The 13232-nt window shown below is 66.2% G+C and carries 12 protein-coding genes and 1 tRNA gene; 6 read left to right on the top strand and 7 right to left on the bottom strand.

All coding sequences use genetic code 11. The annotated features are described in order from the left end of the window. The first annotated feature begins 50 nt into the window (after nt 1-50). The gene (gene purF, locus VGN66_RS12450; RefSeq protein ID WP_327519130.1) at nt 51-1502 is read left to right on the top strand and encodes an amidophosphoribosyltransferase; all 1452 of its coding nucleotides are present in this window, start codon (nt 51-53) and stop codon (nt 1500-1502) included. Between the two features lie 4 nt (nt 1503-1506). Next, nucleotides 1507-2217, top strand: coding sequence for an SDR family NAD(P)-dependent oxidoreductase (locus VGN66_RS12445; protein ID WP_327519129.1), 711 nt, complete (start codon nt 1507-1509; stop codon nt 2215-2217). 9 nt (nt 2218-2226) lie between these two features. On the opposite strand, the gene VGN66_RS12440 is transcribed toward VGN66_RS12445, so the two are convergent. From VGN66_RS12440 to VGN66_RS12415, 6 genes are all read right to left on the bottom strand, one after another. Further along, nucleotides 2227-2874, bottom strand: a complete 648-nt coding sequence (locus tag VGN66_RS12440) for an immunity protein Imm33 domain-containing protein (protein ID WP_327519128.1) — start codon at nt 2872-2874, stop codon at nt 2227-2229. Between the two features lie 218 nt (nt 2875-3092). After that, a complete protein-coding gene (locus VGN66_RS12435) occupies nt 3093-3449 on the bottom strand; it encodes a hypothetical protein (RefSeq protein WP_327519127.1) in 357 nt (118 codons plus the stop codon). Nucleotides 3450-3524: 75 nt separating this feature from the next. Then, on the bottom strand, nt 3525-4019 hold the full coding sequence (locus VGN66_RS12430; protein ID WP_327519126.1) for an FKBP-type peptidyl-prolyl cis-trans isomerase: 495 nt from the start codon (nt 4017-4019) through the stop codon (nt 3525-3527). Continuing rightward, complete coding sequence (locus VGN66_RS12425) at nt 4016-4903, bottom strand: alpha/beta hydrolase (RefSeq protein ID WP_327519125.1); 888 nt, start codon at nt 4901-4903, stop codon at nt 4016-4018. Before VGN66_RS12425 ends, VGN66_RS12430 begins: the two co-directional genes overlap by 4 nt. A 19-nt stretch (nt 4904-4922) precedes the next feature. Next, entirely contained in the window at nt 4923-5360 is a 438-nt protein-coding gene (locus tag VGN66_RS12420; RefSeq protein WP_327519124.1) for a hypothetical protein, read from the bottom strand. After that, on the bottom strand, nt 5357-7303 hold the full coding sequence (locus tag VGN66_RS12415) for a GGDEF domain-containing phosphodiesterase (RefSeq protein ID WP_327519123.1): 1947 nt from the start codon (nt 7301-7303) through the stop codon (nt 5357-5359). Before VGN66_RS12415 ends, VGN66_RS12420 begins: the two co-directional genes overlap by 4 nt. A 109-nt stretch (nt 7304-7412) precedes the next feature. Between VGN66_RS12415 and moaA the strand changes: the two genes are divergently transcribed. The 4 genes from moaA (at nt 7413) to VGN66_RS12395 (ending at nt 10325) form a co-directional block, all read left to right on the top strand. After that, a complete protein-coding gene (moaA, locus tag VGN66_RS12410; RefSeq protein ID WP_414713209.1) occupies nt 7413-8411 on the top strand; it encodes a GTP 3',8-cyclase MoaA in 999 nt (332 codons plus the stop codon). Next, nucleotides 8408-9181 carry an NAD kinase gene (locus tag VGN66_RS12405; RefSeq protein ID WP_327519121.1) on the top strand — a complete coding sequence of 258 codons (774 nt, stop codon included), beginning with the start codon at nt 8408-8410 and terminating at the stop codon, nt 9179-9181. Before moaA ends, VGN66_RS12405 begins: the two co-directional genes overlap by 4 nt. Before the next feature lie 319 nt (nt 9182-9500). Then, a tRNA-Asn gene (locus VGN66_RS12400) sits at nt 9501-9575 on the top strand. 162 nt (nt 9576-9737) lie between these two features. Continuing rightward, on the top strand, nt 9738-10325 hold the full coding sequence (locus VGN66_RS12395) for a CC0125/CC1285 family lipoprotein (RefSeq protein WP_327519120.1): 588 nt from the start codon (nt 9738-9740) through the stop codon (nt 10323-10325). Between the two features lie 157 nt (nt 10326-10482). Here the strand turns inward: VGN66_RS12395 and secA are convergent, their stop codons facing one another. Continuing rightward, on the bottom strand, nt 10483-13224 hold the full coding sequence (gene secA, locus VGN66_RS12390; protein WP_327519119.1) for a preprotein translocase subunit SecA: 2742 nt from the start codon (nt 13222-13224) through the stop codon (nt 10483-10485). Nucleotides 13225-13232: the final 8 nt, after the last annotated feature.

The following is a 13232-nucleotide window of genomic DNA, read 5'->3' as shown; positions in this document are numbered from 1 at the left end:
TCGAGCGCTTATAGGCCCGCGGATCGACCAACGACTCCCCCGAAGGGCCGATGCTGACCACAAATCCGTTCGATGACGACAAGCTGCGCGAAGAGTGCGGCGTATTCGGTGTTTCCGGTGCCGAGGGCGCAGCTGCGCTCGTTGCACTGGGGCTGCACGCGTTGCAGCATCGTGGACAGGAGGCGGCCGGGATCACCAGTTGGGACGGCGCCAACTTCCACACGCACCGCGCGATGGGCCATGTCGCGGGCAATTTCGACCGCGACGAGGTGATCCGCGCGCTGGCCGGGACCGTGGCGTGCGGCCATGTCCGCTATTCGACCACCGGTGAGACCGCGCTGCGCAACGTGCAGCCGCTCTATGCCGAGCTGGCGAGCGGCGGGTTCGCCATCGCGCATAACGGCAATATCTCGAACGCGATGCACCTGCGCCGCGAGCTGATCCGGCGCGGTTCGATCTTCCAGTCGACGTCGGATACCGAGACGATCATCCATCTGGTCGCGACCAGTGGCTACAAGGATCTGCTCGACCGGTTCATCGATGCGTTGAAGCAGGTCGAGGGCGCCTATTCGCTGATCTGCATGACGCCCGCCGGGATGATCGCGTGCCGCGACCCGCTGGGCATCCGGCCGCTGGTGATGGGACGGCTGGGCGACAGCTTTATCTTTGCGTCGGAGACGGTCGCGCTCGACGTGGTCGGTGCGACCTATGTCCGCGATGTCGAGCCGGGCGAGCTGGTGATCGTGCAGGACGGCGCGATGCGCTCGATCCGCCCGTTCACCGCGATTGCGCCGCGCCCGTGCATCTTTGAGTGGGTGTACTTCAGCCGCCCGGATTCGATCGCGCAGGACCGGTCGGTCTATACCGTGCGCAAGGGCATCGGCGCCGAGCTGGCGATCGAATCGCCGGTCGACGCCGATCTGGTGATCCCGGTGCCGGATTCGGGCGTGCCCGCCGCGATCGGCTATGCCCAGCAGTCGGGCATTCCGTTCGAGCTGGGCATCATCCGATCGCACTATGTTGGCCGCACCTTCATCCAGCCGAGCGCGGAAGTGCGGCGGCTGGGCGTTAAGCTCAAGCACAATGCCAATCGCGCGCTGATCAAGGGCAAGCGGGTCATCCTGATCGACGATTCGATCGTGCGCGGGACGACCAGCCTGAAGATCGTCGAGATGATGCGCGAGGCCGGTGCCGCCGAGGTGCATATGCGCATCGCCAGCCCGCCGACGACGCATAGCTGTTTCTATGGCGTCGACACGCCAGAGCGCTCGAAGCTGCTCGCCGCGCAGCATGACGTTGCGGGGATGGCGAAGTTCATCAAGGCCGACAGCCTGGCGTTCGTGTCGATCGACGGCCTGTATCGCGCGCTGGGCGAGGCGGAGCGCGGCGACGTGCTGCCGCGTTATTGCGACGCGTGCTTCACCGGCCAGTATCCGACCCAATTGACCGACCATGACGAGCAGGCGGTGAGCCAGCTCGCGCTGCTCGACGAGACGCGTTGATCCGATGACAGAACAGGCACTTGCAGGGCGCATCGCGCTCGTCACCGGCGCGAGCCGCGGGATTGGCGCGGCGACCGCGATCGCGCTGGCGGCACAGGGCGCGCATGTCGTGCTGACCGCGCGCACCGCTGGGGGCCTCGAAGAGGTCGAGGAAGCGATTTTTGCAGCCGGTGGATCGGCGACGATCGCGCCGATGGATGTGATCGAAAGCGATTCGATCCCGCGTCTGGCCGCTGCGGTGGCGGAGCGGTGGGGGAAGCTCGACATCCTCGTGCTGAACGCTGCGGCGCTGGGCACGTTGTCGGCGGTGGCGGCGTTCGATCCCAAGGAAGTGGCCAAGGTGCTGGCGCTCAACGTCAGCGCGCAGGCGGCGCTGATCGGGGCGTTTGATGGCTTGCTGCGCAAGTCGGACGCTGGCCGCGTGATCGGCCTGACGTCGAGCGTCGCGCGCCAGCCGCGCGCCTATTGGGGCCTGTACGGCGCAACCAAGTCGGCGTTCGAGACGCTGTTGCTGAGCTATGCCGATGAGGTGCGCAACCTGACCAAGGTGCGCGTGGCGCTGCTCAACCCCGGCGCGACCCGGACCAAGATGCGCGCGCGCGCCTATCCGGGCGAGGCGCCGGAGAGCGTCAAGCCTCCGGAAGAGGTGGCGGCGCGGATCATTGCGATGCTGGGCGAGGATTTCGAGACGGGGGCGTTTGAGGCGTTGGGGTGATGGGCGCGATCAACGCACCTCGTTATAGGTGTTGGCTGCGAAATCCCGCATGAAACGAGAGCTGGTCGGGGCGTCGATCAGGCTTAGCCAGCTGTCATCGCGATTAAGCACTGCACCGACGGCGACATATTGCGCCGTTCGAGCTTCCAATTGCTCGTCGGTCGCATCACCCATCCTTCCCCGGATGCGCCATCCGCTGTCAGCATGCTTGTCGCCTTCGTCCTGCATGTCGGGCTCTTCGCGATAGATATACTCAACCGGCTCCGACCCATCGAGGACACACTGGTCCACGAGACAACGCTCCCAATATTCGCGATATTCGTTAGGCGGCGGAGCGGTGTCCGGGCGATCCCGTTGGATTGAGAGGATATTGTGCCGATGAAATTGGATCAGATCGCCAATTTTGAGCGATGATGTCTTCTCGAATGGCTGGTTGCTGAGCGCACCGACCAAGGTGTCACCCTCGACCTCCTGTACGGTGACCCACATCCGCTCTGCCGGCCACTCTTCGATGTCATGGTTATACTCAAACGTCAGCTTGACGAGATCACCCTTTCCGACTGCCGCAATCTCAGCCGCGTTCGGAAGAAAAAAGGTATAGGGTGCGTTGGCCGCGAGCGGACGCGGGTCGGTCAGGGTATAGGTCTGCTCGGTCATCTCCACCACGATAGCGGGCAAACTCGTGCCTACAAGCGGTGGCTTTTGGGCCATGAGCTTATGGCTGACCCCGCCCTCCTCCTCGCCTTCCGTCATGCTGAACTTGTTTCAGCATCCACCGCGCAACAGGCGACTGAGCCGCTGGTGGAGACGTGGATCCTGAAACGAGTTCAGGATGACGGCGGTTGAATAAGGTCGCGCCGCAATTCTGTAGACGACTAGCGAAACTGATCGAAGTCGACGCTTTGCTTTTCGAAAAGGCCGGTCTCCAGCAGCACCCGTTCGATTTCTGCGATAACCGAGACGTTGTTCTCGGGCGCACAGACGAACAAACCCCAATTGTCGTCATCAATCTCGTAGCTGCCGCCGGGGTAGGTCCACAAGGTGATCCGCCGATCTATCAAATAGCGGCTATCGAGACCCTCTGGGTGCAGGGCTCTGGACGCACCCAATAGATCCCGCAGCATAACCGACATGTCGGGAAAACCGGGCGCGCGATGGTCATCCATCAGTTCGATGAGGAGATCGCGACTTTGGTATCCCGGACGTGTCCTGAAACGGATCGGAGCAGACACATCACACCTCGTTAGTGGAAGTGACGAAGGCAGCCCGGCCCCGGGTCTAGCCCGGGGCGACGAGGGGGGTTGCGGTTACTCGGCGGCCCCCGCCCCTTCGATCCCGAGCAGCTCCACCGTGAACAGCAAGGTCGCGCCGCCCGGGATCGGGCCGCGGCCGTTAGGGCCGTAGGCGATTTCGGAGGGGATCGCGAATTCGACCTTGTCGCCGACGCCCATCAGCTGGACGCCTTCGGTCCAGCCGGGGATGACGCGGTTGAGGGGGAAGGTGATCGGCTGGCCGCGTTTGATCGAGCTGTCGAATTCGGTGCCGTCGGTGAAGGTGCCGACATAATGGACCGTCACGCCGTCCGTCGGGCCGGGGCGCTTGCCGGTGCCGTTGCCGGCGATCAGGCGCCAGCGCAGGCCGGTGGCGGTGACGTTCCAGCCGGTGCCGCTGTGGCGCTCGGCCAGCGCGCGCATCTGGTTATTGTGCCAGGCGACGTCCTGCGAGCGGTCGGGGGCGTCGTCCTGAACCATCGCCGGGAGTGCGGCGAGCGTGGCGGCGGCGAGTGCGAGGGTGAGGATCATGCTGCGAGGAATGCCTTTACCTGAGCCTGGAAGAAGGGCGCGTTGTCCCACATGATGAAGTGCGCGGAGGCGGGGACGCGGACCAGCTTGGCGCCTTTGATCGGAGCGAAGGACGCCTGATAAAAGCCGTCCATCTGCGCGTCGGTGACCGGTGCGCCCTTGGGCGTCACATAGAGGACGGTGGTCGGCGCGGTGATCTTGCCCAGTTCCGGCATCAGGTTGGTGACGACGAGTTCGCCATAGGCGCGGGCGGAGACGTCGCGGTCGGACTTCATCGCGTCGTCGAGCGCGGGCGCGCGCATGCTTTCGGTCGCGACCATCGATGCGATCGTGCCTTCAAGCTGCTTGGCATAGGCGTCCTGCGGGCTGTTGCGCATGCCGTCCATGATCTGGTCGGCGATGGGCTTGAGCGTCTCCGGCGTTGCCTGCGGGCCGCCGAACATCGCGCCCATGAAGGGGAGCATATCCACGACCATCAGCTTGCCGACCTGATCGGGGTGACGCGCGGCAAGCATCATCGCCATCGTGCCGCCCATCGAATGCCCGATCACCGCGACCTTGCCGAGCTTGTGTTCGGCGATGTAGCGCGAGAGTTCCTCGGCCACCGGTGCGGCGACATTGCCTTCGGTGTTGCCGCCCTTGTCGAGCCCGCCGAACCCGCGCACCTGAACCTTGTGGTAGCGATAGCCGGGGAGCGCGGCGGTCATCTCGGCCCAGACACGTGGGGACGAGGACAGGCCGGGGATCAGGATGACGTCGGCGCCCTTCCCCTCCACCGTGACGGCGATGCGGTCGGACGTGAAGCCCTTGGCCGCGGCGGGTGCGGGGAGCAACGCTGCGGTGAGCAGCATCGCCAGTGTCGCGAACAGGCCGCGGCGGTTCATCATCTCAATCCCTCCCATGTCACAGGCGCCATGCCGGCGGTGCCGGGTCGCCCAGTTCGATCAGCAGCTCTTCGTCCACCGCCGCGTCTTCGTCCAGTTCCTCGGCGCTGAAAATCTCGCGGTTCATCACGAAGCTGCCGTGATAGCCCGAGAAGCGCCAGTCGCCGGTCACTTCGGTGCCGTCGTCGCTGATCCGTCCGGTGTACGCGACGCTGTGCGCGAGCGGGCCTGCGGGGTCGTATTGCTTGGTGAAGACCAGCGTATCGACGCTGCGGCTGCCGGAGACGAAGGCGCGGCGGATTTCGGAGCGGCCGGTGTCGTCGGGTTCGGTGATCGTCCCCTCCACCGCGCCGCCAAATTCCTCAAGATGCGCAATGAAGCTGTTTTCGGGCACGTCCCAGCCGGTCGCGAAATAGCGGCCATACCAGACGCCGGTCGCGTCGCGGGGATCGTTCATACTTGTTCTACCAATGCGATAAGTTCGGGCAGGGTCAGCGGCTCGGCGCAGAGGAAGCCCTGATAATATTGGCACCCCTCTTTGGCGAGCAGGTCGAGCTGTTCGGGGGTTTCGACCCCTTCGGCGATGACGGTCAGGCCGAGTGAGCGCGCCATGTCGATGACGCCGCGCACAACGATGCGGTCACGCGCGCTGCCGGTGATGTCCTGGGTCAACTTGCGGTCGACCTTGAGGTAATCGAGCGGGAGCGCTTTCAGATAGGCGAGGCTGGAATAGCCGGTGCCGAAATCGTCGATCGCAACGCGGCAGCCCGCCGCGCGCAGCTCGCTGAGCAGGCGGGAGGCTTCGCCGAGGTCGTCGATCAGGCCGCCTTCGGTGATCTCCACGGTCAGGCGCGAACGCGGGAAGCCGCTGGTGTCGACCCAGTCGAGGAACAGGTCGGCAAAGCTCGACCGCGCGACATCGGCGGCGGTGACGTTGACCGACAGGCGCAGATGGCGGAGCGCGGAGGGCCAGCGCGCGGCCTGTGCCAGTGCAAGCCGCTGGACGTGCTCCGACAGCGCGAGTTCGAGTTCGGCGCGGGCGGCGGCGGCGAACAGGGTTTCGGCACCGACCTCGCCATGGTCGGGGTGGCGCCAGCGGGCCAGCGCCTCGACACCGACGATCGCGCCGGTGGCGACGGCGACCTGGGGCTGCATGCGCAACTCGATCTCGCCCGCGTCCATCGCGCGGCGCAGGTCGATGGCGAGCGTTTCGATCGGGACCGCGAGGGTGCGGTCGCTCTCTTCGCCTGCAAGTGCCTCTCCGGCCCGGCGCATCAGCGCGGCGGCATCGTCGTCGGGGCGGGAGTGCGCGGTGGCGACGCGGGCGCCGACCGGGGCGATGGCGTCGCCGATGACGAAGGGGCGAGTCAGCGCGTCCTCGATACCCTTGGCAGCGGCGGCGAGCGTCGCGGGGTCGGCATCCTCGACCGCGACGAGGAATTCGGCCCCGCCCATCCGCGCGAGCACGGCGCGACGGCCCAGCGTGGCGCGCGCCGCTTCGGCAATGCGGGTCGAGGCGGCGCGCAGCACGGTGTCGCCGGCGTCGCGGCCATAGGCGGTATTGACCATGTCGAACCGGCCGAGCGCGACGAGGATGACGCCGATCGGCTGGGCATCGTCGAGGCGACGGGTGATCCAGCGGCGCATCCCGGCATCGTCGCGCACGCCGGTGAGGACGTCGCGGACCACGGCGCTCGCGTCCACCTCACCCAGCCGTTCGATCAGCGCGTGGATGCGCCCGGTGCGGGCGTCGCGCTGAAGATGCTCGACCACGCGCCCCGCGCCGGGCAGGTCGTGGGCGAAGGCGGTCGCCTGAATGCCGTCGCGCAGCCGCTGAAGCGCGCCGCGCATCGCCCCGCGATCGGCGGCCTCGACATGGCGCAGCACGGTGCGCAGCGAAGGCGCCGAGGTGAGGCCGAGCATCGAGGCGAGCGCGGGCGTGACCTGAAGCGAGCGCAGCGCGGGGTCGTAGCGCCAGCCAAGCGGCTCGCCGGTCGCGGCGCGGGCGGCTTCGTTGCCGGCGCGTTGGGCGTGGCGCGCGGCGAAGCGGAGCGCCTGGACGAACTCGATCTCGCGCATCGGGCTGGCGAGGAAATGGGTGGCACCGGCGTCGTAGAACTCGCCGAGCCGGGCGGTGTCGTCGCGCGAGACCAGCGCGAGCAGCGCGCCGCCACTGGCGCCGGTGACGGCGGCGAGGGTGCGCACGGCGGCGAGCCCTTCATCGACCGAGCCGCGCGCATCGACCACCGCAACCGCCGCACCGCTGGCGAGGAAGCGGCGGTCGGCCCCCTCCCCGCGCCGCGCCGCGACGACGCGCCAGCCGGCGCGCGCGGCATGGGCGGCAAGCTCGTCACGCTGGCGGAAGGACAGCAGGAACAGCGGGCGATCGCGTCCGGTCATGGGAGTGGCTGGAACGGGCGCGGCGTCGGTCATCGGCAGCAGTCCTAACCCAAGCCCGGGCGGAACCAAAGCCTTGTCCCCGCGCTACGAACAGCTTAGCGCATGGAGGATGGCGATGGATCGGCCTTTGATGGACAAGCATGGCCGTGCGATCCGCTACCTGCGGGTATCGGTGACCGACCGGTGCGACCTGCGCTGTCGCTATTGCATGGCCGAAGAGATGACATTCCTGCCGCGCAGCGAATTGCTGGCGCTGGAGGAAATCGCGCTGATCGCCGAGCGGTTCGTCGCGCGCGGGGTGACCAAGATCCGCCTCACCGGGGGCGAGCCGCTGGTGCGGCGCGACGCGCTGGATCTGGTGCGGCGGCTGGGGCGCAGCGTGGGCGCGGGGCTGAACGAGCTGACGCTGACCACCAACGGCACGCGGCTGGCGACCCATGCGGTGGCGCTGGCGGATGCAGGGGTGCGGCGGATCAATGTCAGCCTCGACAGCCGCGATCCCGAGATTTTCCGGCATATCACCCGGCATGGCGATGTAGCGCAGGTTCTCGACGGCATCGCGGCGGCGCGGTCGGCGGGGCTGGACGTCAAGATCAACATGGTCGCGATGAAGGGGCTGAACGAGGCCGAGATCCCCGCGATGCTGGACTGGACCAGCGCGCAGGGCATCGACCTGACGCTGATCGAGACGATGCCGCTGGGGCGGATCGACGAGGATCGCGCCGATCGCTTCGTGCCGTTGACGGCGGTATTCGACGATTTGTCTGCACAATTCGATCTGACCCGCGATGCCCATGACAGCGGCGGTCCGGCGCGCTACTGGCGGGTCGGCGGAACCGGCGCGCGGCTGGGCCTGATCTCCCCGCTTACGGGCAATTTCTGCGACAGCTGCAACCGCGTGCGGCTGACCACGGAGGGCAAGTTGTTCACCTGTCTGGGCCATGACGACCAGGTCGATCTGAAGGCCGCGATCCGCAGCGGCGGGCTGGCGGCGGTCGATGACGCGATCGATGCGGCGCTGGCGGCCAAGCCCGCGCGCCACGGTTTCGACGTCGCGCCCGGCGCTGCGCCTGCCGTTTCGCGGCATATGAGCGTGACCGGCGGATGAGCGACGTGCGCCGGGCGCTGGCCGCCTCTCCCACCACGCCGGCGGAAACCGCTGCGGCGGAACTGCTCGCCGGGCGCGACTGGGTGCCGGTCGACGATGCCGACATGGTCGTCGCGCTGGGTGGCGATGGATTCATGCTGCAGACGCTGCACGCGATGCTGGAGCGGCGGCGGATCGTGCCGGTGTTCGGGATGAACCTGGGCACCATCGGCTTTCTGATGAACGATTGGCAGCCCGAGGGGCTGGAGGATCGGCTGGCGCGGGCGCGGCCGTTCAAGGTGTCGCCGCTGGTGATGACCGCGACGACGATGGATGGCGAGCGCCACGTCCTGCCCGCGATCAACGAGGTGTCGCTGCTGCGCGAGACGCGCCAGACCGCCAAGCTGGAGGTGCGCGTCAACGATCGCGTGGTGCTGCCCGAACTGGTGTGCGACGGGATACTGGTGGCGACGCCGGCGGGATCGACCGCATATAATCTGTCGGCGCATGGCCCGATTCTGCCGCTCGGCTCGCGGCTGCTGGCACTCACCCCGATCAGCCCGTTCCGCCCGCGGCGCTGGCGCGGCGCGATCCTGCCCGAAAAGACGCGCATTTCGCTGCGCGTGCTCGATCCCGGCAAGCGGCCGGTGAGCGCGGTAGCGGACCAGCGTGAGGTGCGCGACGTAGCGCAGGTCGACATCGCGATCGACCGCAACCGCGACCTGACGCTGCTGTTCGATCCCGAGCATGCGCTGGATGAGCGGATCACGATGGAACAGTTTATCGCGTGAGCGCCCAATTCCTCCCCTGCGCCGCAGGGGAGGTGGCATTGCGCAGCACTGACGGAGGGGGCGTAGCTGCGATCAGCGATATGCCGGGGGCATATCGCAGCAGCGGAGCCGGCTTGCGAAGCAAGCCGTGGGCGCAGAGGGCGGAATTTTGCCGAGCTGTTCACGGCTGTCTGCGCAGCCGCCCCTCCACCACCGCCTGCGGCGGCGGTCCCCCTCCCCTGAGCAAGCTCAGGGGAGGAATGAGAAGCCTCCCAAAAAATCCCGTTTTCCCCGCTTGCAATGCGCCGCACCCCTTCGTATAGGCGCGCCTCGCTGTCGTTCCCCGATAGCTCAGCGGTAGAGTAGGTGACTGTTAATCACTTGGTCGTTGGTTCGAATCCAACTCGGGGAGCCAGCCTTTTTCCGACATTGCTGGAACCGGCCACCCGCCCGCGCCTCTTGCGCCGAGCGGGTTTCTGTCGTTTCGTTCAGCTCAGGGACATTTGGCCTATGCTGTTCGTTGTCATCGCAGCATCGGCACGATTCGCCGCAGAACGAAGCACTTAGGAGGAATATGATGTCCAGCAGACACGCACGCCGTTCGCGGATTGCGGCGGCCGCGCTTGCGCTTGCCAGCGCCAGCGTGCTCGCATCCTGCGCCACCCCGACGCCCTATCAGCCGGCGACCGGCATGGGCATGTCGCGCACGGGATATTGGGACGAACAGATCGAGAGCGACCGCTTTCGCGTCACCTTTGCCGGCAACAGCATGACGTCGCGCGAGACGGTGGAGCGCTATCTGCTTTATCGCGCCGCGCAGCTGACGGTGGAGCGCGGTGGCGACCATTTCATCCTGTCGGAGCGCGATACCGAGAAGAAGTCGCGCACCTACGCGACGACCAGCCCGTTCAGCAGCGGCCCATGGGGCGGCTGGGGTCCGTCGTGGCGCTATTACGGCCCGCGCTGGGGCTGGCGCAGCTGGAGCCCATGGGGCGGCGATCCGTTCTTTGACCGCGACATCGATATCCGCACCGTCGAACGCTATGAAGCGAGCGCGGAGATCGTGATCGGCAAGGGCCGCAAGCCCGACAATGTCCGCGCGTTCAATGCGCGCGAGGTGATCGAGAATCTGGGCGCGTCGATCGCGCCGCCGCGTCCGCGGTGATGTAGCTTAATCCTCCCCCGCAAGGGGGAGGATCGAACAGAAAAGGGCCGCCCGGTCAGACCGGGCGGCCCTTTTTATTTGGTTGGGAAGAGTCTTTGGAGCGCGCAGACGCGCGCCCCTCCCCCGCCCCCTCCCGTTCCGGGAGGGGTGATTTACGTCACACCACTGCGCCGTGGCACTGCTTGTACTTGCGGCCCGAGCCGCACGGGCATGGGGCGTTGCGGTTGACGCGGCCTTCCCAAGTGGCGGGGTCGTCGCCCAGCGCGTCGCCCGCCGGACGCGGGATCTGCATCGGGGGGAGCTGGTTCGAAATCAGGCCGGCGCTGCCCGCATCCCAATCGGCGCTGTTGTCGAGGCCGGTGAGCGGGTCGATGTGCGTGGTCAGGAAATCGGGCAGTTCGGGCAATTCGGGCGGGGCCTGGAACTGGAATTCGGCCCAGGCGATCGTGCGGGTCACATCCTCTCGGATCGCGACCAGCATGCGTTCGAACATTGCGAACGCTTCCTGCTTATACTCGTTGATCGGCGTCTTTTGCGCATAGGCGCGCAGGTGGACAACCTGACGCAGCGCGTCGAGCATCGCGAGATGCTCCTTCCAGTGATGGTCGAGATTCTGGAGCAGGATCGACTTTTCGATTGAGGTCCAGGTTTCCGGGTCCAGCTCGTCCGACTTGGCGGTGATCCGCGCGCTGGCGAGGTCGCGGATGCGGGTTTCGACATCCTCCGGCTCGATGCCGTCCTGCGTCGCGATCCACTCCTCGACCGGCGCCTCGATCCCCAGCATCTCGTGCGCGCGGGTCTTGAGCCCCTCGATATCCCATTGCTCGGGATAGGTTTCGGGCGGACAGGCGGCGCCGACGATGTCGTTGACCGCTTCGGCGCGCATATCCTCGACCACGTCGCCGACGGTGTCGGCGTCCATGATGTCGGCGCGCTGTTCGTAGATCACCTTGCGCTGATCGTTCATCACGTCGTCATATTCGACGACTTGCTTGCGGATATCGTAGTTGCGCGCCTCGACCTTCTTCTGCGCGGTCTCGATCGCCTTGGTCAGCCACTTGCTGCCGATCGCCTCGCCATCGGCGATGTTGTTGCGCATCATCTTGGCGAACAGCGTGTCCGGGCCGAAGATGCGCAGCAGATCGTCATCGAGGCTGAGATAGAAGCGCGACAGGCCGGGGTCGCCCTGACGGCCCGAACGGCCGCGCAGCTGGTTGTCGATGCGGCGGCTTTCATGGCGTTCGGTGCCGAGCACGAACAGGCCGCCGGCTTCGAGCACCTTTGCCTTTTCGGCGGCGATCTCGGCCTTGATCTGTGCGACGGCTGCCTCGCGCTCCGGCCCCTCGGGCATCTCGCCCAGTTCGGCCTCGACGCGGAATTCGAGGTTGCCGCCGAGCTGAATGTCGGTGCCGCGACCCGCCATATTGGTGGCGATCGTCACCGCGCCGAGCCGGCCGGCCTGGGCGACGATATGCGCCTCCTGCTCATGGAAGCGGGCGTTGAGGACCGAATGGTCGACGCCTTCCTTGGTGAGATATTCGCTGAGCAGTTCGGACTTTTCGATCGACACGGTGCCGACGAGGACCGGCTGGCCCTTCACCGCATGCTCGCGAATGGTGCGGGCAATGGCGATGAACTTGTCCTGCATCGTCTTGTAGAACTCGTCCTCCTGGTCGATCCGCTTGACCGAAACGTTGGTCGGGATGGTGACGACGTTCATCTTGTAGATGTCGAAGAATTCGGGCGCCTCGGTCGCGGCGGTGCCGGTCATGCCCGACAGCTTGGGGTACATGCGGAAGTAGTTCTGGAAGGTGATGCTGGCGAGCGTCTGGTTTTCAGGCTCGATCTGCACGCCTTCCTTGGCCTCGACCGCCTGATGCAGGCCGTCGGACCAGCGGCGACCGTCCATCATGCGGCCGGTGAATTCGTCAATGATGACGACCTTGCCGTCCTTGACGATGTAGTCGATGTCGCGCTTGTACATGACGTTCGCGCGCAGCGACTGGTTAAGGTGGTGGACCACCTGGGTATTCTCGAAATCATAGAGGTTGCTGCCCTTGAGCAGTCCGGCATCCTCGAGCATCCGCTCGGCGGCTTCGATGCCCTCCTCGGTCAGGACGATGCTCTTCTGCTTCTCGTCCTTCTCGTACAGCTCGGGCGTCAGCTGCTTCACGATCGCGTCGACGCCGACATAGAGCTCGCTCTTGTCGTCGGTCGGGCCGGAGATGATCAGCGGGGTGCGCGCCTCGTCGATCAGCACCGAGTCGACTTCATCGACGATCGCCATCGCGAACGGGCGCTGGACCATCGACGCGCGGTCATACTTCATGTTGTCGCGCAGATAGTCGAAGCCGAATTCGTTGTTCGTGCCGTAGGTGATGTCCGAGGCATAGGCCTCGCGCCGCTGATGGTCGGCGAGGTTGGGGACGATCACGCCGACGGTCAGGCCGAGGAAGCGGTAGATCTGGCCCATCCATTCGGAGTCGCGGCGGGCGAGATAGTCGTTGACGGTGATGACGTGCACGCCGTTGCCGGGCAGTGCGTTGAGGTAGCAGGCGAGCGTCGCGACCAGCGTCTTGCCCTCACCCGTCCGCATTTCCGCGATCTCGCCGCGGTGGAGGACGATGCCGCCGATCATCTGCACGTCGAAATGGCGCATGCCGAGCACGCGGACACCAGCCTCGCGCACCGTGGCGAACGCTTCGGGGAGGATCGCGTCGAGCTTTTCGCCATTGGCGAGCCGTTCGCGGAACTTGACGGTCTGCGCCGCCAGTTCTTCGTCTGACATCGCCTTGAGCGTGGGTTCGAAGCCCTCGATCTTGGCGAGAATGGGGTTGAGCGAACGGACGTACCGGTCGTTGGACGAACCGAACAGGGACTTGGCCAAGCCGCCGAACATGATGATTT

It is taken from the genome of Sphingomonas sp., from assembly GCF_035998645.1.
GTDB lineage: Bacteria > Pseudomonadota > Alphaproteobacteria > Sphingomonadales > Sphingomonadaceae > Sphingomonas.
This window is presented reverse-complemented; position numbering and strand designations above follow the sequence as displayed.

Excerpts from the sequence above, each read along its gene's own strand:
- purF (WP_327519130.1), top strand. The coding sequence starts at position 51 with ATGCTGACCACAAATCCGTTCGATGACGACAAGCTGCGCGAAGAGTGC.
- VGN66_RS12445 (WP_327519129.1), top strand. The coding sequence starts at position 1,507 with ATGACAGAACAGGCACTTGCAGGGCGCATCGCGCTCGTCACCGGCGCG.
- VGN66_RS12440 (WP_327519128.1), bottom strand. The coding sequence starts at position 2,874 with ATGACCGAGCAGACCTATACCCTGACCGACCCGCGTCCGCTCGCGGCC.
- VGN66_RS12430 (WP_327519126.1), bottom strand. The coding sequence starts at position 4,019 with ATGATCCTCACCCTCGCACTCGCCGCCGCCACGCTCGCCGCACTCCCG.
- VGN66_RS12425 (WP_327519125.1), bottom strand. The coding sequence starts at position 4,903 with ATGAACCGCCGCGGCCTGTTCGCGACACTGGCGATGCTGCTCACCGCA.
- VGN66_RS12420 (WP_327519124.1), bottom strand. The coding sequence starts at position 5,360 with ATGAACGATCCCCGCGACGCGACCGGCGTCTGGTATGGCCGCTATTTC.
- VGN66_RS12415 (WP_327519123.1), bottom strand. The coding sequence starts at position 7,303 with ATGACCGGACGCGATCGCCCGCTGTTCCTGCTGTCCTTCCGCCAGCGT.
- moaA (WP_414713209.1), top strand. The coding sequence starts at position 7,413 with ATGGCGATGGATCGGCCTTTGATGGACAAGCATGGCCGTGCGATCCGC.
- VGN66_RS12405 (WP_327519121.1), top strand. The coding sequence starts at position 8,408 with ATGAGCGACGTGCGCCGGGCGCTGGCCGCCTCTCCCACCACGCCGGCG.
- VGN66_RS12395 (WP_327519120.1), top strand. The coding sequence starts at position 9,738 with ATGTCCAGCAGACACGCACGCCGTTCGCGGATTGCGGCGGCCGCGCTT.
- secA (WP_327519119.1), bottom strand. The coding sequence starts at position 13,224 with ATGTTCGGCGGCTTGGCCAAGTCCCTGTTCGGTTCGTCCAACGACCGG.